20 protein-coding genes are annotated in these 23,754 nt (G+C 69.3%); 14 read left to right on the top strand and 6 right to left on the bottom strand.

Annotation, left to right across the window (positions count from 1 at the left end):
• Window positions 1–2: 2 nt before the first annotated feature.
• Window positions 3–1,352, bottom strand: coding sequence for an FAD-binding oxidoreductase (locus EOW66_RS00500; protein ID WP_128154047.1), 1,350 nt, complete (start codon window positions 1,350–1,352; stop codon window positions 3–5).
• Between the two features lie 129 nt (window positions 1,353–1,481).
• On the opposite strand from EOW66_RS00500, the gene EOW66_RS00495 reads away from it, so the two are divergent.
• On the top strand, window positions 1,482–2,474 hold the full coding sequence (locus tag EOW66_RS00495; RefSeq protein ID WP_128154046.1) for an MDR family oxidoreductase: 993 nt from the start codon (window positions 1,482–1,484) through the stop codon (window positions 2,472–2,474).
• Between the two features lie 11 nt (window positions 2,475–2,485).
• On the top strand, window positions 2,486–3,295 hold the full coding sequence (locus EOW66_RS00490; RefSeq protein ID WP_128154045.1) for an enoyl-CoA hydratase/isomerase family protein: 810 nt from the start codon (window positions 2,486–2,488) through the stop codon (window positions 3,293–3,295).
• Window positions 3,296–3,322: 27 nt separating this feature from the next.
• Here the strand turns inward: EOW66_RS00490 and EOW66_RS00485 are convergent, their stop codons facing one another.
• A complete protein-coding gene (locus EOW66_RS00485; protein WP_128154044.1) occupies window positions 3,323–4,960 on the bottom strand; it encodes an AMP-binding protein in 1,638 nt (545 codons plus the stop codon).
• Entirely contained in the window at window positions 4,957–5,691 is a 735-nt protein-coding gene (locus tag EOW66_RS00480; RefSeq protein ID WP_113900441.1) for a FadR/GntR family transcriptional regulator, read from the bottom strand. Before EOW66_RS00480 ends, EOW66_RS00485 begins: the two co-directional genes overlap by 4 nt.
• 168 nt (window positions 5,692–5,859) lie before the next feature.
• Here EOW66_RS00480 and EOW66_RS00475 point away from each other — a divergent pair, with 168 nt between their 5' ends.
• The 10 genes from EOW66_RS00475 (at window position 5,860) to EOW66_RS00430 (ending at window position 17,555) form a co-directional block, all read left to right on the top strand.
• Window positions 5,860–6,894, top strand: coding sequence for an ABC transporter substrate-binding protein (locus EOW66_RS00475; RefSeq protein WP_128154043.1), 1,035 nt, complete (start codon window positions 5,860–5,862; stop codon window positions 6,892–6,894).
• Window positions 6,895–6,957: 63 nt separating this feature from the next.
• Window positions 6,958–8,001, top strand: coding sequence for an ABC transporter ATP-binding protein (locus tag EOW66_RS00470; protein ID WP_128154042.1), 1,044 nt, complete (start codon window positions 6,958–6,960; stop codon window positions 7,999–8,001).
• Window positions 7,998–8,855 (top strand): ABC transporter permease, encoded by an 858-nt coding sequence (locus EOW66_RS00465; RefSeq protein WP_128154041.1) that lies wholly within the window; start codon window positions 7,998–8,000, stop codon window positions 8,853–8,855. Before EOW66_RS00470 ends, EOW66_RS00465 begins: the two co-directional genes overlap by 4 nt.
• Window positions 8,852–9,655, top strand: coding sequence for an ABC transporter permease (locus EOW66_RS00460; protein ID WP_128154040.1), 804 nt, complete (start codon window positions 8,852–8,854; stop codon window positions 9,653–9,655). The genes EOW66_RS00465 and EOW66_RS00460 overlap by 4 nt, the downstream gene beginning before the upstream one ends.
• A gap of 178 nt (window positions 9,656–9,833) precedes the next feature.
• Window positions 9,834–10,835 carry an ABC transporter permease gene (locus EOW66_RS00455; protein WP_128154039.1) on the top strand — a complete coding sequence of 334 codons (1,002 nt, stop codon included), beginning with the start codon at window positions 9,834–9,836 and terminating at the stop codon, window positions 10,833–10,835.
• Between the two features lie 28 nt (window positions 10,836–10,863).
• Window positions 10,864–11,874: a sugar ABC transporter substrate-binding protein gene (locus tag EOW66_RS00450; RefSeq protein ID WP_113900447.1), complete on the top strand. Its 1,011-nt coding sequence runs from the start codon at window positions 10,864–10,866 to the stop codon at window positions 11,872–11,874.
• Window positions 11,875–11,884: 10 nt separating this feature from the next.
• Window positions 11,885–13,996, top strand: a complete 2,112-nt coding sequence (locus tag EOW66_RS00445) for an ABC transporter permease (protein ID WP_128154038.1) — start codon at window positions 11,885–11,887, stop codon at window positions 13,994–13,996.
• On the top strand, window positions 13,993–15,084 hold the full coding sequence (locus EOW66_RS00440) for a YncE family protein (protein ID WP_128154037.1): 1,092 nt from the start codon (window positions 13,993–13,995) through the stop codon (window positions 15,082–15,084). The genes EOW66_RS00445 and EOW66_RS00440 overlap by 4 nt, the downstream gene beginning before the upstream one ends.
• Before the next feature lie 7 nt (window positions 15,085–15,091).
• A complete protein-coding gene (locus tag EOW66_RS00435; RefSeq protein ID WP_128154036.1) occupies window positions 15,092–16,585 on the top strand; it encodes a sugar ABC transporter ATP-binding protein in 1,494 nt (497 codons plus the stop codon).
• A gap of 70 nt (window positions 16,586–16,655) precedes the next feature.
• Window positions 16,656–17,555 (top strand): LysR family transcriptional regulator, encoded by a 900-nt coding sequence (locus EOW66_RS00430; protein ID WP_128154035.1) that lies wholly within the window; start codon window positions 16,656–16,658, stop codon window positions 17,553–17,555.
• A 36-nt stretch (window positions 17,556–17,591) separates the two neighbouring features.
• On the opposite strand, the gene EOW66_RS00425 is transcribed toward EOW66_RS00430, so the two are convergent.
• On the bottom strand, window positions 17,592–19,079 hold the full coding sequence (locus EOW66_RS00425) for an aldehyde dehydrogenase family protein (RefSeq protein WP_128154034.1): 1,488 nt from the start codon (window positions 19,077–19,079) through the stop codon (window positions 17,592–17,594).
• Between the two features lie 155 nt (window positions 19,080–19,234).
• On the opposite strand from EOW66_RS00425, the gene EOW66_RS00420 reads away from it, so the two are divergent.
• Both EOW66_RS00420 and EOW66_RS00415 read left to right on the top strand, forming a co-directional pair.
• Window positions 19,235–19,981, top strand: coding sequence for a glucose 1-dehydrogenase (locus tag EOW66_RS00420; protein ID WP_128154033.1), 747 nt, complete (start codon window positions 19,235–19,237; stop codon window positions 19,979–19,981).
• A 16-nt stretch (window positions 19,982–19,997) separates the two neighbouring features.
• A complete protein-coding gene (locus EOW66_RS00415) occupies window positions 19,998–21,086 on the top strand; it encodes an isocitrate/isopropylmalate dehydrogenase family protein (protein WP_128154032.1) in 1,089 nt (362 codons plus the stop codon).
• Window positions 21,087–21,092: 6 nt separating this feature from the next.
• On the opposite strand, the gene lpdA is transcribed toward EOW66_RS00415, so the two are convergent.
• Both lpdA and EOW66_RS00405 read right to left on the bottom strand, forming a co-directional pair.
• On the bottom strand, window positions 21,093–22,475 hold the full coding sequence (gene lpdA / locus EOW66_RS00410) for a dihydrolipoyl dehydrogenase (RefSeq protein ID WP_128154031.1): 1,383 nt from the start codon (window positions 22,473–22,475) through the stop codon (window positions 21,093–21,095).
• Window position 22,476: 1 nt separating this feature from the next.
• Entirely contained in the window at window positions 22,477–23,754 is a 1,278-nt protein-coding gene (locus EOW66_RS00405; protein ID WP_128154030.1) for a dihydrolipoamide acetyltransferase family protein, read from the bottom strand.

Genomic DNA, 23,754 nt, shown 5'->3' with positions numbered 1-23,754 from the left:
GGTCAACCGAGGATGCGTCCGGGGTTGAGCAGGGTGTCGGGATCGAGCGCGGCCTTGATCGCGCGCATCGCGGCGATCTCGTCCGGCGGGCGGCAGAGCGGCAGAAAGGCCACCTTGTCGAGGCCGATGCCGTGCTCGGCGGTGATCGCGCCGCCCATTCCGGCGGTCAGCGCAAAGACCGCGCGCAGTACGGGCTCGGGCTGGTGGCCGGTCAGCACGTAATGCAGGTTGCCGTCGCCGAGGTGGCCGAAGGCATGGGCACGGGTGTCGGGCGCGATCCGTGCGAGCAGCGCGGCGCCCTCGGCGACGAAGCGCGGGATCGCCGGGATCGGCAGGCTGAGATCGAGGCTGGTGATCGGCCCGATCTCGAAGAGGTAATGGCTGCAGCCCTCGCGCAGTGCCCAGAGGCCGGTGCTCTCGCGTTCGGATTGCGACAGTACGGCATCGGTGGCGATGCCCTCGGTGAGCAGGGCGCCGAGCGTGTCCTCGAGCCGCGCATCATCGGCCTCGGGGCTCATCCCGGCGGTCTCGATCAGCACGAGCGCGGCGGCGCCGGGCAGCGGATGGCGCAGCCCGCGCGCCGCGCAGGCCGCGCTCAGCAGCGGCTCGACGATCAGCTCGCAGGCGGCAAGCAGCGGGCCAAGCTCGCACCGCAGGCGCTGCAGCAGCGGCAGGGCATCATCGAGCCTGGCCAGCGCGCACAGCGCGACGCGGCGGCTCCGCGGTTGCGGGTGCAGCCGCAGGCAGGCGCGGGTGATGACCCCGAGCGTGCCCTCGCTGCCGATCAGCAGCTGGCTCAGATCATAGCCGGAATTGTCCTTCGCAAGGCCCGAGAGCCGACGGATCACGCGGCCGTCGGGCAGCACCGCCTCGAGGCCCAGAACCTGCTGGCGGAAGGTGCCGTAGCGCAGCGCGAGCGGCCCGCCGGCATTGGTCGCGATCAGCCCGCCGATCTGCGCCGAGCCACGCGCGCCGAGATCGGCGGCGAGGAACAGCCCCGCGTCGCGGGCCGCCGCCTGCGCTGTCTCGAGCGTCACCCCGGCTCCGACCAGCAGGGTCGCCGCGACCGGATCGATCTCGGGCGCGAAGGTGCAACGCTCGAGTGACAGCACCGCCTCGCCGGGCAGGACACGTGCCCCGCCGGCGAGGCCGGTGCGCCCCCCCTGGACCACCAGTTTCTGCCCTTCCGCCCGGCAGGCGCGCAGCACCGCCGCCGTCTCCGCCGCATCCCGCGGCGCATAGACGGCAATCGGCTCGGCCCCGCCAAGCCCGGCCTGATCGTCGCGATACTGCGGCGTGGCGGGGCGGCGAAGCCGTGCGGCAAGTCCGGTGTCGGAGATGGGGTCAGTCATCGGTGGCCTTCGGAGGGAGCCGTGAGTGGCGTGGCTCGAAGCTATTCCTGTTGCACTTAATGTCAATTGGATATTTAAATATCAAAATGAGCTCCGGATGACCCGGGGCCCCCGGGGATGGAGATCGACATGACCGAGAGTTTCACCGCATTGGTGATCCGCGATGTGGAGGGCAAGCCGCGCGGCGGCTTCGAACAGCTGACCCTCGCGGATCTGCCCGACAATGATGTGCTGGTCGAGATCAGCCATTCGAGCCTGAACTACAAGGACGGGCTCGCGGTCTCGGGCAAGGGCCGGATCGCGCGTCGCCTGCCGATGGTGGCGGGGATCGACCTCGCCGGGGTGGTGGTCGAGTCGCGGGTGCCGGAGTGGCAGCCGGGCGACCGGGTGGTGGTGAATGGCTGGGGCCTGTCGGAGACCGAATGGGGCGGCTACAGCCGGTTCCAGCGGATCAAGCCGGGGCATCTGACGCGCCTGCCCGAGGGCTTCAGCGCGGCCGAGGCGATGGCAATCGGCACTGCGGGCTATACCGCGGCGCTGAGCGTGCTCGCGCTCGAGGACTGGGGACAGATTGTTCCGGGGGCAGGCGAGGTGCTGGTGACCGGCGCCGCGGGCGGCGTCGGCTCGGTCGCGGTCTCGCTTCTGGCAAAGCGCGGCTACCGTGTCACCGCGGCGACCGGGCGGCCCGAGCAGCATGACTTCCTGCGCGATCTCGGGGCGAGCGCCTTTGTCGAACGCGCCGAACTGGCGGCGCCGGGCAAGATGCTGCAGGCCGAGCGCTGGGGCGGCGCGGTCGATACCGTCGGCAGCACGACGCTGGCGAATGTGCTGGCGCAGACCTGCTATGGCGGCGCGGTGACGGCTTGCGGGCTGGCCGGCGGGGCGGATCTGCCCGGCTCGGTGATGCCGCACATCCTGCGCGGCGTGGCGCTTCTGGGCATCGATTCGGTGATGGCGCCGGCGGCAAAGCGCGACCGCGCCTGGGCCTATCTGGCGGAAAACCTCGATCGCGCGAAGCTCGCCGAGCTGACCACGGTGGCGCCGTTCTCGGCACTGCCCGAGCTTGCACGGAAGATCGTCGCGGGCGAGACCCGCGGCCGCACGGTCATTGAAATCGCCTGACGGGGGCTGTGATGCACGAAGATGTGGTGCTTTGGCACAAGGATGAGACCGACGCTTTCGTCACCCTGACGCTGAACCGTCCGGACAAGATGAACGCGATGAACCAGGAGCTGGGCGACGCGCTCGAGGCGGCGATCCTGCGCGCGGCGAAGGACCCGGAGATCCGCGCGGTGATCGTGACCGGGGCGGGCAAGGCGTTCTCGGCCGGCTTCGACCTCGGTGGCGAGGATTTCGAGATGGACGCCGACCGCTGGCGCGAGGACATCGGCGAGAACATGCGCCGCTTCGGCGTGATCCGCGAGGTGCCGATCCCGATCATCGCGGCGGTGAACGGGTTTGCGCTTGCGGGCGGGCTCGAGCTGATGATGTGCTGCGATCTGATCGTGGTGGCCGAGGATGCGAAGCTTGGCGAGCCCGAGGTGCGCCATGTCTCTGCCCCGCCGACGCTGATGCTGCCCTGGACGGTGCCGATGCTGCATGCGCGCTATCTGATGTACACCGGCGATCTGATCGACGGGGTCGAGGCGGCGCGGATCCATCTGGCGAACAAGGCGGTGCCGGCGGCGCAGCTGATGGCCGAGGCCGAGAAGCTTGCGCGCAAATGCGCGCGGATGCCGGGCACGGCGATCAAATACGCGAAGGCCGCGCTCAACCACATGCAGCAGACTGCCGGACTTGACAGCTCGTGGAGCTACAACCGGGAGACGACGGCGATCCTGCACGGCACCGAAGAGGGCAAGTACTGGATGCGCCTGCTGAAGGAGAAATCGCTGCGTGGTTTCCTCGAGGAGCGCGACGCGCCCTTCCGCGAGCTCGACTGACCCGGGCGCGCCCCCGCGGGGGCGCGTTCAGCCTCGTGCCGGGGGAAGGGGTTCGCCCCGCGTGCCTTCCGCCAGCGCATCGAAGAGCGCGGCGTGATTGCGCAGGAAGCGGCTTTGCACGATCTGCCCCTTGGCCGAGACCTCGCCGCGCGCGACCTCGGGCGGCGCCTCGGCCCAGTCGATCGCGGCGATGCGGGTCGAGGAGGCGGGGTTCTCGCGGTTCCACTGCGCAAGCGCGGCGCGGATCCGGTCGCGACCCGCTCCGGGTGCGGCGAAGAGAACGGCCGAGAGCGCCTCGCGCCCGGCGCCGCCCAGCACCATGTCCTCGAGATCCGGGGCGCAGGCGCGGACGATCTGGCTGCGCAGCATGCCGGTGCGCACCTTGATCCCGCTCGCAAGCTTGAAATCCTCCGAAAGCCGGCCGTCGAAGCGCAGGCAGCCGGTCTCGCGGTCGAGAAAGCCCGCGTCGCCGGTGCGGTAGAAGCCGAAATCGTCGCAGGGCAGCGGCACCTCGCCGGTCTCGGTCAGATAGGCGGAGCCGAGCACCGGGCCGCGGAAGCGGATCTCGGTCCGGTCCTCGACCGGGCAGAGCGCGACCTCGTGGCCCGGCAACGGCCAGCCGAGCAGCCCGGGCCGGTCGACGCCGCCGGGGCTGAGGCACATGGTCGAGCCGGTTTCCGTGGCGCCATAGCCCGAGAGGAGAGCGATCGGTGGCGTGCTGCGGCGGGCGAAGGCAGCAAGCCGGTCCCAGAGCGCGGGCTCGATCGCCGCCCCCGCAAGGAAGACGTGGCGCAGCCGCGCGAGGGCCCGGGGCTGGCGCCCGGGGGCGGCCTCGAGCGCGGCGAGCAGCAGTTTCATCCCGAGCGGCACACCGATGTAGAGCGTCGGGCGCACCGCCTCCATCAGATCGAGCGTGGCGCCGATCGTGTGCTCCGACGGCGGCCGGTCGAGATGCAGCGTGCCGCCGTTCCAGATCACCTTGAACAGGGTGTCGAGCCCGCCGAAGACGTGGTTCCAGGGCATCCAGTCGATCAGCGCCGGCCCCTCGGCAAGGAAGGGCCAGAGCGCGACCGCGGCGGCCTGGCAGGCGGAGATCTGGCCGCGGGTGACGGCGACGCCCTTCGCCGCGCCGGTGCTGCCGGCGGTGAAGAAGATCGCGCTGCGCTCCTCGGGCCGGGCGGGGGCATCGGCGCATGCCGGGGCAGGGGGCAGGCGGTCGGGCAGGACAAGCCCCGCGGCCGGATGCCCCTGCGGGCGCACCAGCAGATCGGGCCTGGCGATGGCGAGGAGCCGCGCTGCTTCCTCGCCGCCCGGTTCGCGGAACGGAAAGGGCGGCAGCGCGACATGGACGAAGCCGCCGCACAGGCAGGCAAGCCGCAGCCGCAGCGCCGCGAGGCCGGCGGGCAGCAGCGTTGCCACCCGCGCGCCGGGGCGCAGGCCGTGTGCCGCCACGAGCCAGTCGCGCAGCTGCCGCGCCTCGGCCAGCGCCGCACCATAGGTGATGCTGTCGCGCCCCCCGGGCGCGGGCGCAGTCATCAGCACCCGCTGCGGATCGACGGCCGCGAGCCGGTCAAGAATGTCGGGCCGATCGTCGGACAGCGCGACCGGCGTGCGCAGCACGAGCGCCCCGTCCTCGCGTCGCGTCTCGATCAGCCCGGCGCTCATTTCCCGGCCTTGCGATCGCGCGCGTGCAGCGCGTTGTCATAGACGTTGCTCTGATAGGAGATCAGCCCGTCGAAGGCGGCACAGGCCGCCACCGGGTCATGCGCCGCGATCGCGCGGTGGATTTCGTGGTGGAAGGCGATCACCTTGTCGCGCTCGCGGAACTTGAAGGAGATCATGTTGGTCGCGGGAATGAGCGAATCGTTCACGATCACCATGATGAAGTTCAGCTCGGCATTGTGGCAGGCCTCTGCCACCGCGTGGTGGAAGGCGACGTCGAGGCGGCAGAACTCCTCGTCCGAGACCTCGCTGTGATTGACGTCCTGCAACGCCGCCTCGATCCGGGCGAGGTCCTCTTCGGTGGCGCGCTCGGCCGCCAGTCGCACGCAGGTCGCGCCCAGCAGGCGCCGGGTCTCGACGATGTCGCCCAGCCCGAAGACGCCGAGCGAGACGAGCCAGTTCGTGGTTTCGAACAGCGTCTGCGACGCCGTGCCAAGGGACGGCGCGGCGACGAAGACCCCGCCCTTCGGCCCGCGCTTCGAACGCACGAGCTTTTTCGCTGCGAGGATCTTCATCGCCTCGCGCACGGTCGGCTGCGACACCTCGAACCGTTCGGCCAGATCCTGTTCCGACGGCAGGCGGTCCTCGACGCCGAGGCGGCCCTGCATGATCTCCTCCTGCAGGCTGTCGGCGATCTGGCGGGCCAGCCCCTGGCTGCGGTCGATCGGTGGCATTTCTCTCTCCCTCGCGTTGGGCCCATCATAGCCCCATGATTTCCGTATTTAAATATCAAAATATTGACCCGTGCCCCGGAAGGTGTAGGCTTCCTTCAGAGCCGGGACGAATCGGTTCACCAACAAGACCAATCGGCCTGCAACGACGGGCCGCACAGGGAGACAGCAATGAAACTCGAACGACGTCAATTCCTGACGGCTCTCGGAGCATGCGCGGGTGCTGCCGCCTTCGGCTCGCGGGCCTTCGCCAACGCCCCCTTCGTGGTGCCGACCTACGGCGGCACCTGGGCCAAGTTCTGGGAAGAAACCCTGATGCCGGGCCTGACCAAGGCCACCGGCATTCCGACCCAGCTCGACATCGGTCTTGGCAAGGATTTCGTCTCGAAGATCCGCGCCGGTGGCGATCAGGCGCCCTATTCCGTCTTCATGGGCAACGAGAACATCGCCGCCATGCTGCGCGCCGAAGGCTTCTTCGAGCCGCTCGACATGGCCAAGCTGCCCAATGCCGCGCAGCTGCACGACGGGCTGGTGAACACGGGCAACAACGGGCTGCGCGCGATCGTCTCGCCGATCGGTCTCGCCTATCGCACCGACATGGTGAAGGACGCACCGACCTCCTGGACCGACCTTTGGGAAAACCCCGAGTTCAAGGAGCGCATCGGCCTTTACCAGATCGGCAACACCGGCGCACAGCTCTTCCTGCGGCTCACCGGCAAGCTCTTCGGCTCGGGCGACACCGATTTCGACACCGCCTTCAAGAAGATCCAGGAGCTCGTGCCGTTCACCCAGGCGTCGTGGTCGGGCGAGGTCGCGGCCGGGCTGATGCGCGGCGACGTGATCGTCGCGCCGGTCGACTGGACCGAGATCATGATGCTGCAGGACAAGGGCGCCCCGGTCGCGATCGTCGCGCCGAAGGAGGGCGTGCTTGCCTTCGAGCAGAGCTTCAACATCGTCAAGACCGGCGCGATGAAGGACGAGGCACACGCCTATATCAACTATCTCATCGACAAGGACGTGCAGGCCAACATGGCGCAGGCGTTCTACACCTCGCCGTCCAACAAGGACTCGGTGCTCGAGCCGGCGCTGGCCGCGCGACTGCCGATCAACGGGCCGAAGATGAGCGAGATCATCCGCTTCGACTGGGACAGCTATGTCGATCTCGCCCCCGCGGTGACCGACCGCTGGAACCGCGAGATCGGCTGAGCCGGGCACCACAGGCACCGGGCGCCGCTCTGGTGCCCGGTCCCATGCACACAAGGCATCCAGATGACGACCCTGACCCTCGACGGGATCGACAAGTTCTATGGCGATCTGCACATTCTGAAAGACATCAATCTCGAGGTCGGGCAGGGCGAGTTCATCTCGCTGCTCGGGCCGTCGGGCTGCGGCAAGACGACGACGCTGCGCTGCATCGCGGGCTTCGAGCCGATCGACCGCGGCCGGCTGCTGTTCGGCACGCGGGAGATGACCAATGTCGCGCCCGAGCATCGCGACCTCGGCATGGTGTTCCAGTCCTACGCGCTCTTCCCGCACATGACGGTGGCGGAAAACCTCGCCTTCGGGCTCGAGGTGCGCAAGGTCGCCCCCGCCGAGCGCGCCGCCCGCATCGCCAAGGTGCTCGAGATGGTGCGGCTTGCGGGCTACGAGGCGCGCTTCCCGCGCGAACTTTCCGGCGGGCAGCAGCAGCGCGTTGCGCTGGCCCGCGCGCTGGTGATCGAACCGGCGGTGCTGCTCCTCGACGAGCCGCTCGCCAATCTCGACGCTTCGCTGCGCGATGACATGCGTTTCTTCATCCGCGACCTGCAACAGCGCGTCGGCATCACCACGATCTACGTCACCCATGACCAGAGCGAGGCACTGGTGATGTCCGACCGCATCGTGGTGATGGAAAAGGGCGTGGTCGCGCAATGCGGCACCCCGAAGGAAATCTACGAGCGTCCCGCCTCGCGCATGGTGGCGGGGTTCATCGGCCATTCCGACGTGATCGAGGGCACCGTGCTTGGCCGCGAGGGTGCGATGATCGTGGTCGAGACCGCCGCGGGGCGGCTGCGCGCGGCCGGACCCGAAGGGGTCTCGGGCGCGGTGCATCTGATGATCCGGCCCGAGAAGCTGCGTCCGGGGCTGACCGAGAACGCGATGACCGGGCGGGTGACGAAGGCGGTCTATCAGGGCTCGGCGCTGCTGGTCGTGGTCGCGCTGCCTTCGGGTCAGGAGATCTCGGCGCTGCTCGACGCGGATGCCGCGGTGGCGGTGGGGGCGGAGCTGACGCTCGGCTTTGCCGCGCGCCATGGCTGGGTGATCGCGCCATGATCGCGGCGACACGCAAGCGGGTGTGGTGGATGATCGTGCCGGCGCTCGTGCTGCTGGTGGGCTTCCTCGTGCTGCCCTATGCCTCGATCGTGGTGATGAGCCTGCGCACCGCCGACACCCGCGCGGTCTATGGCGATGGCTTCACGCTTTCGCATTACGCGCAGATCGTCACCGATCCCTTCATCTGGGGCATCGTCGGGCGTTCGCTGCGGATGGGGCTGACGGTCACCGTGGTGACGCTGCTCCTTGGCTATCCGGTGGCCTACCATCTGGCCAACCTGCGCAGCCGCTGGGCCTCGATGCTTTATATCTTCGTGATCTCGCCGCTGCTCGTCGGCATGGTGGTGCGCACCTTCGCCTGGATGATCATCCTGTCGAACAACGGGGTGATCAACGGCGCGCTGAAATCGCTGGGCGTGATCGAGCGGCCGATCCTGCTGCTCAACACGCCGCTTGGCGTCACCATCGCGCTCATCCATGTCTTCCTGCCCTTCGTGATCCTGCCGCTCTTGGGCAACCTGCAGGCGATCAGCCCCGATCTTGCCGCCGCCGGGCGCTCGCTTGGCGCCTCGCGGCTGCGCACCTTCGTCAAGGTGACGCTGCCGCTCAGCCTGCCCGGCATTCAGGCCGGGGCGATCCTCGTCTTCGTGCTCTCGATCTCGGCCTATGTGACGCCGGCGATGCTCGGTGGCACCAAGGGGCGGACGATGTCGGTGCTGGTCGTGCAATATCTCGTCGACAGCTTCCGCTGGCCGGCGGGGGCGGCGCTTGCGATCTTCATGTCGGCGATCACGCTCGCGATCATCGTCGTCTACCTGCGCCTGACGGCGCGCGCGATGCGGAGGCTGCCATGAACGGGCGCAAGACCGTCTGGGACCATCTCTTCACCCTGCTGGTGACGGCGATCTATCTGTTCCTGATGTCGCCGATCCTCCTTGTGGTGATCCTGTCCTTCAACTCGGGCGAGTTCCTCTCGCTGCCGATCGAGGGGCTGTCGCTGCGCTGGTTCGTGGCGCTCTTCCACAACACCCGCTTCCTCGACGCGACGCTGCAATCGCTGCTGCTCGCCGCGGTGGCGGCGGTGGTGAACGGGGTGATCGGCACGCTTGCCGCGATCTATGTCGTGCGCTTCGCCGGGCCGCGGCTGGCCAATCCGCTGCGTCTGCTGATGTCGGCGCCGCTTCTGGTGCCCGAGATCCTCACCGCGATCGCGCTCCTTTTCTATTTCTTCGAGCTCGGCGTGGGCAACAGTTACGGCCTCGCGATCCAGGTGGGCCATATCATCGTCACCTTCCCCTATGTCTTCCTCAATGTCTCCTCGGCGCTGTTCAACTTTGACCGCTCGCAGGAGGAGGCGGCGCGCTCGCTTGGTGCGGGGGGCTGGATGACCTTCCGCCGGGTGACGCTGCCCGCGGTGAAGCCGGGGCTGATCACCGGCTGCCTCTTCGCCTTCGTGATCTCCTTCGACATCTTCAACATCTCGCTCCTGCTGAAATCGGTGGGGATGAACACGCTGCCGCTCGAGCTTTTCGACTATCTGCGGTTCAACTTCGATCCCACCGCGGCGGCGATCGCGACGGTGAGCATCGGCGTCACCTTTGTCGCGGTGCTGATCGTCGATCGCACCGTCGGGCTGCGCTCGCTGCGGTTCTGAGGTTGCGCCGCCGGGTATCCGCATTGCGGCGCCGGGCGGCGTTTTCTTAACGGCCCATCAGAAAAACGCAATTGAGCCCGGCGGGGTCAGGCGGGATGATCCGACCCGGAGGACAGGCCGGCCGCAGGCGCGTGAGGGAGCGCGCGCCGCGGCAGGCGATGTCAGGGGAGGACAAGACATGGCCGGGGATACCCCGCAGCCGACCGGTTCCGGTCGGCGCGTCAAGATCACGCAAGAAAGCGTCGTCACCGCGATCGCCGCGCTTCTCTTCGTGGTGTTTTCGATATTTCTCAACAACTTCCTGACCCAGGGCAACATCCTTGCGCTGCTGAAGAATGTCGCGATCCTGGGCACGCTCGCGACCGGGATGGGCTTCATCGTCGTCGGGCGCGGCATCGACCTGACGATGGTCGCGGTGATGGTCGTCGGCGTCGCCTTCGCGATCTGGCTGTCGACGCTCGGGCAGGGGTTTTTCGGTGCGATCGTGATCGGCGCCGGGCTGGTGGCGGTCTGCGGACTGGTCACCGGGCTGCTGATCGCGGTGGCCGAGATCCCGCCGATCTTCGCCACCCTGGCCATGGCCTCGGTGATCTATGGTGGCGGCCGGGTCGCGTTCAGCTCGGATGTGCTCTATGCGCCGGCGAATGTCGCCTGGCTGAGCTTCATCGGCTCGGGCACCGTCCTTGGCCTGCCGGCCTCGGTGGCGATCTTTCTCGGGCTCGCGGCGCTGGTGGCGGCCTTCCTGCGGCTCACCCGCTTCGGCCGCTTCGTCTATGCGACCGGCGACAACCCCCATGCCGCGCGCACCATGGGGCTGCCGACGCGGCCGGTGCTGATCGCGCAATATGTCGTCGCCGCGCTGATCGCCTATCTCGCCGGGATCCTGCTCACCGGCCTCGTCTCGAGCATCAACACCCGGCTCTACAATTCGACGCTGATCTATGACGTGCTGCTCGTCGTCGTGCTGGGCGGGATCAGCCTGTCGGGCGGCCAGGGCGGGGTGCGCAACGTGCTGGTCGGCACCGTGCTGGTCGGCATCCTGATCAACGGCATGACCATCCTGAACTTCAGCTACACCAGCCAGAACCTGATCAAGAGCGTGATCTTGCTGGCGGCGCTGGCGCTCGATGCGGTGATCAACCCGCGCGACGAGCAGACATCTCAAAGCGGCGACATCTGATCGCCGGATCATCCAAGGGAGGAAAGCGATGACGTTCCTGAAGAAAGCCGCCTTCGCGGCGCTGGCGACGGCTGCCCTGTGCGCGCAGCCGCTCATGGCCGAACAGATCGAGCAGGTCGGCCGCGCCGCCTATCTCGAGGCGACGAAGGGCAAGAAGGTGATCTTCGTGCCGCTGTCGCAGGGGATGGACCTGAACCAGGCCTGGACCGCGGTCTGGCAGCGCCACGCCGCGCGCTACGGCTTCAGCTTCGAGGTGCGCGATCCGAACATGGACACCGCGGCGGGGATCCGGGCGCTGCAGGGCGCGATCGCCGAGAAGCCCGATGTGCTGATCGTGCAGAACCCCGACGTGCAGACCTATGCCCGCGCGCTGAAGCAGGCGCAGCAGGCGGGGATCAAGATCTTGCAGATCAACATGCAGTCGATCACCCAGACCGACAGCTATGTCGGCAATGACTGGATCGAGATGGGCCGGCTCGAGGCGGGCGAGCTGGCAAAGACCTGCATGGCGCCGGGCGCGCCCTCGAAGAAGATCGTCTGGCTCGCCGGGGTGCAGACCGGGGCAGCCAACATCTACATGCGCGAGGGGCTGAACCAGATCCTCGCCGAGAACCCGGGGCTCGAGCTCGTCTCCGACCAGCCCGCCGATTACGACAGCGAGAAGGCGCGCCAGATCACCGAGACGGTGCTGCAGCAGCACCCCGATCTGTGCGGCATCATGGGGATCTGGGACAATGCCGAGGTCGGCGCGGGCGCGGCGGTGCTGGCGGCGGGCAAGCAGGATCAGGTGACGATCGTGACCAATGGCGCGGGCGCCGCGACCGCCTGCGACAGCATCGGCAAGGGCCTGCTCGACGTCGTCTACAACTTCAACGCGCCGATTCAGGCCGAGATCGCGGCGCAGCAGATCTCGGAGTTGCTGCAACACCCCGAGCGCCAGGCCGGCGCCGAGAAGACCGTGTTCTTCGGCCCGATCACCCGCGTCGACAAGAGCAATGCGACCGGGCGCAACTGCTGGACCCTCGACCAGCTGAAGTAAGGACGCCACCATGAGCCTGACCGACTCCTTCGTCCGACTGCGCTATCGGCTGCTGCCCGATCACGTCTTCGGCGAGATCCTGACGAAGAAATGGGTCGACAGTGCGATCCCCTTCTTCGCCCTCGTGCTGATGATCGCGATCTTCGGCCCGATCGTGCCGCGGTTCTTCGAATTCGGCACGCTGTCGATCCTCTCGGGCGAGCTGGCCGAACTCGGGCTCGTGGTGCTGGGCCTGGCCGTGGTGATGATCTCCGGCGGGATCGACCTTTCGGTGGGCTCGACCTATGCGCTGGCGGTGACGGCGGCGCTTTACGGCATGAACGTGCTCGGGCTGAGCCTGCCCGCAGGGCTTGCGCTGACGCTGGCCGTCGGCGCCGCCTGCGGTGCGGTGAACGGCTTCCTGGTCGGGGTGCTGCGGATGCGCGCCTTCCTCACCACGCTCGTGACGCTGATCATCGGCCGCTCGATCTTCGATATCGTGTTCCCGAAGATCTCGACCGACATCGTGATGAACGCGCCGAATTCTCCGGCCTATGACCTGCTCGGCATGGGGCATCTGGCGGGGCTGCCGATCTCGTTCTGGGGGATGGCGGCGATTGCGCTTGCGCTGCATGTCGTGCTGTCGCGCGGCCGCTATGGCTGGCGGCTGCTCGCGGTGGGAGGGGCGCGGCGCTCGGCCCATAATGCGGGCATCCATGTGCGGCGGACGGTGTTCTCGGCCTATGTGCTGTGTTCGGTCCTGGTGGCGCTCGGCGGCTTCCTGTTTGCCGCGCGGATCGGCTCGGCGGCCTCCGACATCGGCGCCGGGCTCGAGCTGCAGGCGCTGACCGCGACGGTGCTCGGCGGGATCTCGCTGGGCGGCGGGCGCGGCTCGGTGGCGAAGGCGCTGATGGGCACGGTCTTCGTGCTGATCCTGTCGAGCGCGTTGCTCGCCCTTGCGATCCCCGGGCCAGTGAACCAGCTGCTGCTGGGGCTGGTGCTGGTGGCGGCGGTCTTTCTCGATGTGCGCTGGGTGAAGAACCGCCACAAGCTGCTGCGCGCGGTCTATATCTCGCCGACCTTCGCCAAGCTGCCCGAGGCGATCCCGACCGACAGCGGGGTGATGCAGCCCAACGACCGGCTGCGCGCCGCCGAACCGATCGGGCTCGGCATCATGGACGGGGCCGAGGACGTGATCTTCGACCGCGACGACAACCTCTACACCGGCTCGCGCGACGGCGACATCGTGCGCTGGTTCGCCCCCGACTACACCCGGCACGAGATCTTCGCCCATACCGGCGGCGCACCGCAGGGGATGGCCTTCGACGCCGAGGGCAACATGGCGGTCTGTGTCGGCGGCATGGGGCTTTATCAGGTCACCCCGGGCGGCGAGGTCAGCCTGCTCACCGCCGAGACCAACCGCAGCTGGACCTCGGTGGCCGACGATTCGGTGATGAAGCTCGCCGACGATTGCGACATCCTGCCCGACGGCCGGATCATCTTCTCCGAGGCGACGGTGCGCTTCGAGATGCATGACTGGTACGCCGACGCGCTCGAAAGCCGCGGCAACGGCCGGCTCATCATCTACGACCCGAAGACGAAAGCGACGCGCACCGTGCTCGGCGACCTCGTCTTCCCGAACGGCGTATGCACCTCCTATGACGGGGTCTCGGTGCTTTTCGCCGAAAGCTGGGGCTGCCGGATCAACCGCTACTATTACGCCGGGCCGAAGAAGGGCCGGATGGAGCGGGTGATCGAGGGGCTGCCGGGCTATCCCGACAACATCAACCGCGCCTCGGACGGAAATTACTGGCTGGCGCTGATGGGCTCGCGCACGCCCGCGCTCGACCTCGCGCTCGAGATGCCGGGGTTTCGCCGGCGGATGGCGCGGCGGGTGTCGCAGGACGCCTGGCTGATGCCGAACCTGAACACCGGCTGCGTGCTCAAGTTCAACGAGCAGGGCGAGATCCTCGAAAGCTACTGGGATCTCGGCGGCACTCGGCACCCGATGATCACCTCGATGCGCGAGCACCGCGGCGCGCTCTATCTGTGCGGCATCTTCAACAACCGCATGGGCCGGCTCGCCTTGCCGCAGGCCGACCAGAGCTGGTGCGGCGTGGACACCTACTGGAGGGCAAAATGACCACCGCCATCCGCCGTTTCATCGACCGCCGCCTCGGCCGCGGCGAGGCCGCGATCACCGTGCCGATCTTCGACGGGCCGCTGCTGCCCGATGCCGCGCTCGACGAGGCCGAGGTCTTCGCGACGCTGCGCGGCGTCGACAATCTCTGTGCGACCGAAAAGGGGCTGATCGCCTCCTCGGGCGGGCGGGTGCTGCGGCTGAGCTGGAGCGGGCGCCCGGCCGAGGAGATTGCCACCCGCGCCGGCGAGATCACCGCGCTGGCCGCCGGCAAGGGCATGCTGGCGATCGGCCTCGACGGCGCCGGGGTGACGATCCTCGGCGGGGCCCATGACGGGCGCAGCTTCGGCGACGACGGGGCGGGGCCGCGCCACCCGACCGCGCTTGCCTTCCTCGACACCGAGACGCTTCTGGTCACCGAGGGCTCGGCGGTGAACCGGGCACGCGACTGGCGGCGCGACCTGATGGAGAAGGGGGCGAGCGGCAGCCTGTGGAAACTGCATCTGGCGAGCGGCAGGGCAGAGCGCATCGTCACCGGGCTGCACTGGGCCGCGGGGGTGGCGGCGACCGGCTCGCGCCGGGTCTGGCTTGCCGAAAGCTGGCGCCACCGCATCGTCGCGGTCGATCTGGCCAGCGGCCGGACCGAGACCGTGCTGCCGCATCTGCCGGCCTATCCGGCACGGATCGCGCCGGCGACCGGGGCGGGGTTCTGGCTCAGCTTCTATTCCTGCCGCAACCAGCTCGTCGAGTTCATCCTGCGCGAGGACGGCTATCGGCGGCGGATGCTGGCCGAGGTGCCGGAACCTTACTGGATGGCGCCCGCGCTCGTCTCCGGGGCCTCGTTCCGCGAGCCGATGCAGGGCAGCCAGCTGCGCCGGATGGGGGTGACGAAACCCTTCTCGGAAACCCGCTCCTACGGGCTCGTCGTGCAGTGCTCGCCGCAGATGCAGCCGCTGCGCAGCTTCCATTCGCGCGCCGATGGCGCGGCGCATGGCTGCGTCTCGGCCTGCGAGCGGGGCGACGACCTGTTCGTGGCGGCGAAGGGCAATGGCAAGCTGCTGCGCCTTCGGGGCGTGGCCCGGGAAAGCTGAGGCACGGATGAGCACGATCATCGAATTTCGCAACGCGACCAAGAGCTTTGCCGGCATCCCGGCGTTTCGGGACATCGACTTCACCCTGCGCAAGGGCGAGATCCATGCGCTGCTTGGCGAGAATGGCGCGGGCAAGTCCACCCTGACCAAGGTGATGGCGGGGGTCTATCGGCTCAGCCGCGGGCAGATGCTGCTCGACGGCCGGGACATCACGCTGAAGGGGCCGGCCGACGGTCTGGCGCAGGGCATCGTGATGGTCTTTCAGGAGACCAATCTCGTGCCGGCGATGACTGTGGCGCAGAACATCTATCTCGGCGACGAGAAGATGTTCAACCGGCTGCGCGGCCTTTACATCGAGGCCCGGCAGTTCCTTGTCGGCATGGGCTTTCAGGTCGATCCGACGGCGCAGGTCTCGACCCTCGGCGCGGCGCAGAAGCAGATGGTCGAGATCGCCCGCGCGGTGCATCACAAGGCGCGGGTGATCATCTTCGACGAGCCGACGGCGACGCTGACCCCCGAGGAGAAGAAGCATTTCTTCATGTTGCTCGAGCGGATGAAGGCGCAGGGCACGGCGATCGTCTTCATCACCCATGCACTCGAGGAGGCATTGCAGGTGTCGGACCGGATCACCGTGCTGCGCGACGGCACGCTGGCGGCGACCGGCCCGGCGCGCGACTTCACCCGCGCCTCGATCGTGCAGGCGATGGTCGGGCGCAGCCTGACCGAGACCCTGCACGGCGCCGCCCCGCGCGAGCCGCGCCCCTATGGCGAGAAGGTGCTGAGCGTCGAGAACCTGTCGTGCGGCACGATGGTGCGCAACGCCTCCTTCTCCGTCTTCGGCGGGCAGGTGACGGGGATTTTCGGTCTGGTCGGGGCCGGGCGCAGCGAGATGGCCAAGGTCGTCGCCGGCGTGCTCAAGCGCGACTTCATGCATGGCGGCGAGATCCGGCTGAACGGCCGCCCGGTGCGCTACCGCGTGCCGCGCCCGGCAATGCGCGACGGCATCGTCTATGTCACCGAGGACCGCAAGCTCGACGGCTTCTTCGAGACCATGACCGCGGGGCAGAACCTGCTTCTGGGCGAGCTCTCGACCGGGCGCAACCCGCTCACGCCGGTGCCGCTGCGCCGGGCGGCGGAGCTGGCAAGGGAATGGGGCGGGCGGCTGCGACTGCGGCAGATCTCCGATCGGGCGCGGATGATCGAGCTGTCGGGCGGCAACCAGCAGAAGGTGGTGATCGCGAAATCGCTGATCCAGAAACCGAGGCTGGTGATCTTCGACGAGCCCACGCGCGGCGTCGATGTCGGCGCCATCGTCGAAATCCACCAGCTGATCCACGAACTTGCCGACCAGGGCCTTGCCGTCGTGGTGATCTCCTCCTACCTGCCCGAGATCATGGCGGTTTCCGACCGTGTCCTCGTCGCCAAGCGCGGCAAGATCGTCGAGGAGATGACGATGGCCGAGGCGAGCGAGGAAAAGATCATGTTCGCTGCGGTGCACTGAACTCGTGGAGGCTCTTGCCGCAGGCCCCGTCGCCCCGTATCGGGACAGGGGGGAGGGACCGAAACCGCCGATGGCCGCGAACAACGTCAATCTGAAGCTGCTGCAGACCTTTCTGCTGGCCGCCGAATACGGCAGCTTCCGCAAGGCCGCGGAAGAGAGCAACCGCTCGCCCTCCGCGGTGTCGATGCAGATCCGCGACCTCGAGGAACAGGTCGGCATCAGCCTGTTCGTGCGCACCCCGCAGCGTGCGAACCTGACGCCCGAGGGCAAGATGCTTTACGAGCAGGTCAGCCGCGCGATGTCGGATGTGCAGACCGCGCTGCTGCGGCTGTCCGAGGTCACCGCGAACCGGCGCGGCCATGTCAAGATCGCCTGCGCTCCGACCCTCGCCTCGACCCGGCTCGGCACCATCCTCGCCACCTTCAAGCTGCGCTATCCGCGTTCGGTGGTCGATGTGCGGGAGACACCGCCGAGCGGCGCGCTGACGCTGCTGCAGGAACAGGAGGTCGAGCTCTATATCGGACCCGAGATCCCGGGCCTTGCCGAGTTCAATTTCGAGCCGATCCTCGAGGACCGGCTCGTCGCCTGCCTGCCGGCCGACTTCGACGAGGGCGGTGCGGCGCTGACCCTTGCCGAGGTGGCGCAGTTCCCGCTGATCGTGCTCGACCGGCAGACCGCGATCCGCACGCTGGTCGACCGCATCGCGGGCGAGGCGCAGATCCGGCTGAATATCCAGTACGAGGTGCAGAACGCCTATACCGCGATCGCGCTTGCCGCGGCGGGGCTCGGCGTCGCGGTGGTGCCCAATATCGCGATCCCGATGCTGCCCTCGGCCGAGTTCCGCGTGGTGCCGATCAGCGATGCAAGCGCGGGGCGCGCGGTCGGCATCCTGACGGCGCGCGGCTATGTCCAGCACAGCTATTCCGAGCAGCTGATGGCGCTGATCCGCACCGAGCTGGGCAAGGGCTGAGCCGCCCCGCCGCGCCCGGTGCCGCCGGTGGCCGCCTCAGTCGGTGTTGATCCAGATCGCCTTGGTGTCGAGATATTCGTCGAGATGCTCGATGCCGCCCTCGCGCCCGTAGCCCGACATCTTCACCCCGCCGAACGGCACCGCCGGGTCGATCGCGTGATACATGTTCACCCAGACCGAGCCCGCCCGCAGCCGTCGCGCCAGCTTGTGCGCGGTGCCGAGATGGGTGGTGAAGACCCCCGCCGCAAGCCCGTAGGGCGTGGCATTGGCGCGCGCCACGACCTCCTCGAGCGTGTCGAAGGGCAGGGCCGAGATCACCGGGCCGAAGATCTCCTCGCGCGCGATGCGCATCTCGTCGGTGACGCCGCCGAAGACCGTCGGGGCGATGAAGCGGCCGCCCTCGAAGCCCGGGCCCGACAGCGCGCGGCCGCCGGCAAGCAGCTCGGCGCCTTCGTCGGGGCCGGCGGCGAGGAAATCCTCGATCCGGTCGGCCTGCCGGGCCGAGATGATCGGACCGATCTCGGTTTCCGGCTCGATACCATGGCCGATGCGCAGCCCGCGCGCATAGTCGGCGACGCGGGCGACGAAGCTGTCGTGGATCTCGCGCGCAACGAACAGCCGCGAGCCGGCGATGCAGATCTGCCCGGAATTGGCGAAGACCGCCATCGCCGCGACCGGCACTGCCTTGTCGATGTCGGCATCGCGGCACACGATCACCGGCGACTTGCCGCCCAGCTCGAGCGACACCCGTTTCAGATTGCCGGTCGCGGCGCGGGCGATCGCCTGACCGGTCGCGGTCGAGCCGGTGAAGACGATCTTGTCGACGCCCGGATGCGCGGCGAGCGCCGCGCCCGCCTCGGCGCCGGTGCCGGTGACGATGTTCACCACGCCCTCGGGCAGGCCCGCCTCCTGCATCAGCCGCGCGATCAGCAGCACCGTGAGCGAGGCCTCCTCGGAGGGTTTCAGCACCACGGTGCAGCCGGTGGCGAGCGCCGGTGCCAGCTTCCACACCGACCCCGCGATCGGCGCATTCCAGGGGATGATCGCGCCGACGACGCCGACCGGCTCCTTCACCGTCTGCGACAGGATCTCGCCGGGGAAGGAATTCGGGATCGTCGCGCCGTGCAGCGCCACCGCCTGGCCGGCATAGAAGCGCAGCATGCCGATCACCCGGCGGCGGTTGGCAAGGGTGCGCACGATCGGCATGCCCATGTCGAGCGTGTCCGACAGGCACAGCGTCTCCCATTCCGCCTCGAAGCGTTCGGCGATGCGCAGCAGCAGGGCCTGACGCTCGAACGGGGTGAAGCGCGACCACGGCCCCTCGAAGGCACGGCGCGCGGCGCCGACCGCGGCCTCGACATCGGCAGCGGCACCGCGCGGCACGGTGGCTAGACGCGCCCCGGTCGCGGGGTTGCGTGCCTCGATCACCGCCCCCGAGCGCGCCGGCACCCAGGCCCCGCCGATGAACATCGGGCGAAAGCCGCCGTCATAAAGCGCGCCCGCGCGCGCAGCCCAGTCCGTCATCTGAAAGTCCTCCCTCGGGCCGGATCATGCCCGCCCCGGCCCCCGCGGCTCAAGGAAGGAAAACTGATCCCGCGTTCAGATAAAGCGACTGGTCCCGCCAGGCCCCCTTGGCCATTCTGCGCGGCAGGGCCGTTTCGGGGCCAGGGGAGGAAAACATGCGTCTGGAAGGCAAGGTGGCGATCGTCACCGGCGGCGGATCTGGGTTCGGCGAGGGCATCGTGGCCAAGATGGCGGCGGAGGGGGCGCGGGTCGTGGTGATGGACCGCGACGGTGCGGCGGCCGGGCGCGTGGCGGCGGCGGTCGGTCTGGCGGCGCGGGCGATCACCGGCGACGTGTCGCAGGCGGCGGGTTTCGAGGCGGCGCGCGATCTGGCGCTGGCGGCCTTCGGCGGGCTCGACATCTTGGTGAACAACGCGGGTGTCGGCCATGTGCCGACGCCGCTCGACGCGCTCGACGAGGCGACCTTCGACCGCATCGCCGCTGTCAACATGCGCTCGGTCTATCACGGCGCGCGGGTGATCGTACCGCATTTCAAGGTGCAGAAATCGGGGGCGATCCTGAATGTCGCCTCGACCGGCGGGGTCTCGCCGCGGCCGAACCTGACCTGGTACAATGCCTCGAAGGGCTGGGTGATCACCGCGACGCGGGCGATGGCGGTCGAGCTTGCGCCCTTCGGCATCCGGGTGAACGCAATCAATCCGGTCGCCGGCGACACGCCGCTGCTGGCGACCTTCATGGGGGCCGACACGCCCGAGACGCGGGCGAAGTTCCTCTCGACGATTCCGCTCGGGCGGTTCTCGACCCCCGCCGACATGGGCAATGCCGCGGCCTTCCTGTGCTCGGACGAGGCCTCGATGATCACCGGCGTCGCGATGGAAGTCGACGGCGGGCGCTGCATCTGAGCGGGGAGGGGCCGGGATGAAGGACATCTACCAGATCGCCGTGGTGCCGGGCGACGGCATCGGACCGGAGGTCGCGGCCGCTGCGGTGCGCTGCCTCGACGCGCTTTTCGGTCCGGCCGGGCCGCTCGTGCTGCGCGAGCACCCTGCCGGGGCCGAGCTCTATCGCCGCAGCGGCGAGAGCTTTCCCGCGGCGACCTATGCCGCCTGCCGCGACGCCGATGCGATCTTGCACGGCGCGGCGGGTCTGCCCGGCATCGTGCATCCGGACGGCACCGAGGCGGGGCTCGATTTCACCTTGCGGCTGCGCTTCGAGCTGGACCTTTTTGCCAATATCCGGCCGATCCGGCTCTATCCCGGGGTGCGCTCGCCGCTTGCCGAGGTCGCGCCGGGTGGGATCGACTACGTGATCGTGCGCGAGAACAGCGAAGGGCTTTATGCCGCCCGCGGCGCCGGCGCGCAGCTGCGCGGCGAGCTGGCCGTCGACACGCTGGTGCAGACCCGCAAGGGCGTCGAGCGGATCGTGCGGCAGGCCTTCGAGCTGGCGCGGAGCTCGCGCGGGGCGCCGGCCGACGGGGTCAGGCGGGTGACCTGCGTCGACAAGGCGAATGTGCTGCGCAGCTATGCCTTCTTCCGCGCGGTGTTCGACGAGGTCGCGGCGGAGTATCCGGAGATCGAGGCCGAGCACGGGCTGATCGACGCGATGGCGATGTATCTCGTGACCCGCCCCGGCCATTACAACGTGATCGTCACCGAGAACATGTTCGGCGACATCCTTTCCGATCTTGCGGCGGCGACGATCGGCGGGCTGGGGCTCGCGCCCTCGGCCGAGATCGGCGTGACGCAGGGGCTGTTTCAGGCCTCGCATGGCTCGGCCCCCGATATCGCCGGCAAGGGGATCGCCAATCCCTATGGCACCCTGCTCTCGGCGGCGGCCATGCTCGACTGGCTTGCCACGCGGCACGCCGATGCCCGGCTCGGGGCGGGGGCGCACCGGCTGCGGCAGGCGGTCGAGGCGGCGATCGCCGAGGGCATCCTCGGCCGCGATCTCGGTGGCCGGTATGGATCGGCCGAGATCACCGAGGCGGTCTGCGCGCGCCTCGGCTGAGCCGCGCTAGAGGTGCAGCGCCCGCCCGAGGCTGCGCAGGCTGGCCTCGTGGAACACCTCGCCGCGGGTCGGGTGGGCGTGGATCGTCGCGGCGATATCCTCGAGCGTCGCGCCCATCTCGATCGCCAGGGCGAATTCCCCGGCGAAGTCGGCCACCCCGGCCCCCACCGCCTGAATGCCGAGGATCTCGCCTGCCGCGGCATCAGCGGTGACCCGCACGAAGCCCTCGTCGCGATCTTCGGTCAGCGCCTTGCCATTCGCCTGGAACGGGAAGACCGCGCTGCGGATCGGGCCGCGCGCCGCGGCTTCGGCGGGCGACAGCCCGACCGAGACGATCTCGGGATCGGTGAAGCACACCGCCGGGATCGCCCGGTGGTCCCAGTGCCGCCGGGTGCCGGCGACGAGCTCGGCCACCATCTCGCCCTGCGCCATCGCGCGATGGGCGAGCATCGGCTCGCCGGTGACGTCGCCGATCGCATAGACCCCCTGCATCGAGGTGCGGCAGGCCGCGTCGATGCGCAGGAAGGGCCCCGCCATCGCCAGATCGAGCCGGTCGAGCCCGGCGCCGGTGGCGCGCGGCCGGCGGCCGGCGGTGACGAGAACCTTCTGCGCCGCGATCTCCTCGGTGCTGTCACCGCGGCGGATCCGCAGCACGCCCGCGGCATAGCCTTCGGCCCGTGCCTTGGTGTGCACCGTCACGCCGATCCGGCCGAGCGCCCTGACGACGGGGGCGGTCAGCTCGGCGTCCCAGCCCGGCAGGACCCGCTCGCCCGCCTCGATCACGGTGACGCGGCTGCCCATCCGCGCGAAGGCCATGCCGAGCTCGAGCCCGATATAGCCGCCGCCGACGACGGCGAGGCTGTACGGCAGCTCGGTCAGCGCAAGCGCGCCGCTCGAGGACAGGATGTCACCGCCGAAGGGCAGGGCGGCAAGCGCGACGGGCTCGGAGCCGGTGGCGATCACCAGCGTTTCGGCGCGGATCGAGACCGGCCCCCCGGCGGTCTCGACATCGGCGCTCTTGCCGTCGCGCAGCCGCGCGGCCCCGTGCACCACCTGCACCCCGGCCTTGCGCAGCAGGGCGGCGACGCCCGTCGAAAGCTGCTGCACGATGCCGTCCTTCCAGGCCATCGCGGCGCCGAGATCGAGCGTGGCGCCGTGGCAGCGCACCCCGGCCACGGCGGTCTCGGACAGGCGCGCGACGCGTTCGTATTCGGCCGCGACGTGGATCAGCGCCTTCGAGGGGATGCAGCCCACGGTCAGACAGGTGCCGCCGAGCGCCGCCTCCTCGACGAGCACGGTGTCGAGCCCGAGCTGCCCGGCCCGGATCGCGCAGACATAGCCGGCGGGGCCGCCGCCGACGACCAGCAGCTTGCAGGAGATCTCGCGCATGTCACACCTCGGCGAACAGAAGGGCGGGGGTTTCCAGCAGCTCCCTGAGCCGCTGCACGAAGACGGCGCCGTCCCAGCCGTCGACGACGCGATGATCGAAGCTGCACGACAGGTTCATCATCGGTCGCGGCTCGAAGCCGGTGCCGGTCCAGAACGGCCTCTGGGCGATCCGGTTCACCCCGATGATCGCGACCTCGGGCAGGTTCAGGATCGGGGTGGTGGCGATCGCGCCAAGCGCCCCGAGCGAGGTGATGGTGATGGTCGAGCCGCTCAGCTCCTCGCGGGTGGCGGTGCCGCCGCGCGCGGCCTCGGCCAGGCGGGCGATCTCGGCCGCGGTCTCGCCGAGCCCGAGCGCCTCGGCATGGCGCAGCACCGGCACGACGAGACCCGAGGGCGTCTGCGTTGCGATCCCGAGATGGACGGCCCCGAAGCGGCGCAACCGCGCCGGCCCCTGTGTGGCGTCGGTCAGGTGATGCGCGTTCAGCCCGGGCTGATCGGCCACGGCGCAGACGATTGCCCGCGCGAGGAAGGGCAGCAGCGTCAGCCGCGCCGCGCCGGGGCGGGCAGCGGCGCGGGCATTGAGTCGCGCGCGCAGGGTTTCGAGCGCGCTGACCTCGACCTCCTCGACGATGGTGATATGGGGCACCGCCGTTGCGGCTTGCATCCGGTCCGAGATCTTGCGGCGCAGCCCGATCACCGGGATCTCCTCGACCGACAGGTTGCGCCGCCGCCCGCCCCTGGCCGCCGCGGGCTCGAAGCTTTCGACATCAGTGCGCAGGATCCGCCCGCCGGGGCCGGTGCCGGTGATCTGCCGCAGATCGAGGCCGCGCTCGCGGGCGAGGGCACGCACCGAGGGCGCGGCGAGCGGCCGGTCCGGGATCGCGCAGGGCTGTGCCGGGGCGGCGGAGGGCTGTGCCGCGGCCGGGCGGGACGGAGGGGGGGGCTCGGGCCGGGCCGGAGCCGCGGCAGAAGCCGGGGCGGGGGCCGGCGGGGCCTCGGGCCGGGTTGCGGGCGGCGTCGCGTCGGCATTGCCCGCGCCCTCGACTTCGAGGCGCATCAGCTCGGCGCCGACCGCAAGCACCGTGCCCGGCGCGGCGGCGCAGGCGATCACCCGGCCCGCGACCGGGGCCGGGATCTCGACCGTCGCCTTGTCGGTCATCACCGCCGCGACCGGCTGGTCCTCGGCCACCAGATCCCCCGGCGCAACGAGCCATTCGGCGATTTCGGTTTCGGCGATGCCCTCGCCGATATCGGGCACCCGGATCAGGTAAACTCCCAT

The sequence above is a fragment of the Paenirhodobacter huangdaonensis genome (assembly GCF_004022465.1).
GTDB lineage: Bacteria > Pseudomonadota > Alphaproteobacteria > Rhodobacterales > Rhodobacteraceae > Rhodobacter > Rhodobacter huangdaonensis.
This window is presented reverse-complemented; position numbering and strand designations above follow the sequence as displayed.

Excerpts from the sequence above, each read along its gene's own strand:
- EOW66_RS00500 (WP_128154047.1), bottom strand. The coding sequence starts at position 1,352 with ATGACTGACCCCATCTCCGACACCGGACTTGCCGCACGGCTTCGCCGC.
- EOW66_RS00495 (WP_128154046.1), top strand. The coding sequence starts at position 1,482 with ATGACCGAGAGTTTCACCGCATTGGTGATCCGCGATGTGGAGGGCAAG.
- EOW66_RS00490 (WP_128154045.1), top strand. The coding sequence starts at position 2,486 with ATGCACGAAGATGTGGTGCTTTGGCACAAGGATGAGACCGACGCTTTC.
- EOW66_RS00485 (WP_128154044.1), bottom strand. The coding sequence starts at position 4,960 with ATGAGCGCCGGGCTGATCGAGACGCGACGCGAGGACGGGGCGCTCGTG.
- EOW66_RS00480 (WP_113900441.1), bottom strand. The coding sequence starts at position 5,691 with ATGCCACCGATCGACCGCAGCCAGGGGCTGGCCCGCCAGATCGCCGAC.
- EOW66_RS00475 (WP_128154043.1), top strand. The coding sequence starts at position 5,860 with ATGAAACTCGAACGACGTCAATTCCTGACGGCTCTCGGAGCATGCGCG.
- EOW66_RS00470 (WP_128154042.1), top strand. The coding sequence starts at position 6,958 with ATGACGACCCTGACCCTCGACGGGATCGACAAGTTCTATGGCGATCTG.
- EOW66_RS00465 (WP_128154041.1), top strand. The coding sequence starts at position 7,998 with ATGATCGCGGCGACACGCAAGCGGGTGTGGTGGATGATCGTGCCGGCG.
- EOW66_RS00460 (WP_128154040.1), top strand. The coding sequence starts at position 8,852 with ATGAACGGGCGCAAGACCGTCTGGGACCATCTCTTCACCCTGCTGGTG.
- EOW66_RS00455 (WP_128154039.1), top strand. The coding sequence starts at position 9,834 with ATGGCCGGGGATACCCCGCAGCCGACCGGTTCCGGTCGGCGCGTCAAG.
- EOW66_RS00450 (WP_113900447.1), top strand. The coding sequence starts at position 10,864 with ATGACGTTCCTGAAGAAAGCCGCCTTCGCGGCGCTGGCGACGGCTGCC.
- EOW66_RS00445 (WP_128154038.1), top strand. The coding sequence starts at position 11,885 with ATGAGCCTGACCGACTCCTTCGTCCGACTGCGCTATCGGCTGCTGCCC.
- EOW66_RS00440 (WP_128154037.1), top strand. The coding sequence starts at position 13,993 with ATGACCACCGCCATCCGCCGTTTCATCGACCGCCGCCTCGGCCGCGGC.
- EOW66_RS00435 (WP_128154036.1), top strand. The coding sequence starts at position 15,092 with ATGAGCACGATCATCGAATTTCGCAACGCGACCAAGAGCTTTGCCGGC.
- EOW66_RS00430 (WP_128154035.1), top strand. The coding sequence starts at position 16,656 with ATGGCCGCGAACAACGTCAATCTGAAGCTGCTGCAGACCTTTCTGCTG.
- EOW66_RS00425 (WP_128154034.1), bottom strand. The coding sequence starts at position 19,079 with ATGACGGACTGGGCTGCGCGCGCGGGCGCGCTTTATGACGGCGGCTTT.
- EOW66_RS00420 (WP_128154033.1), top strand. The coding sequence starts at position 19,235 with ATGCGTCTGGAAGGCAAGGTGGCGATCGTCACCGGCGGCGGATCTGGG.
- EOW66_RS00415 (WP_128154032.1), top strand. The coding sequence starts at position 19,998 with ATGAAGGACATCTACCAGATCGCCGTGGTGCCGGGCGACGGCATCGGA.
- lpdA (WP_128154031.1), bottom strand. The coding sequence starts at position 22,475 with ATGCGCGAGATCTCCTGCAAGCTGCTGGTCGTCGGCGGCGGCCCCGCC.
- EOW66_RS00405 (WP_128154030.1), bottom strand. The coding sequence starts at position 23,754 with ATGGGAGTTTACCTGATCCGGGTGCCCGATATCGGCGAGGGCATCGCC.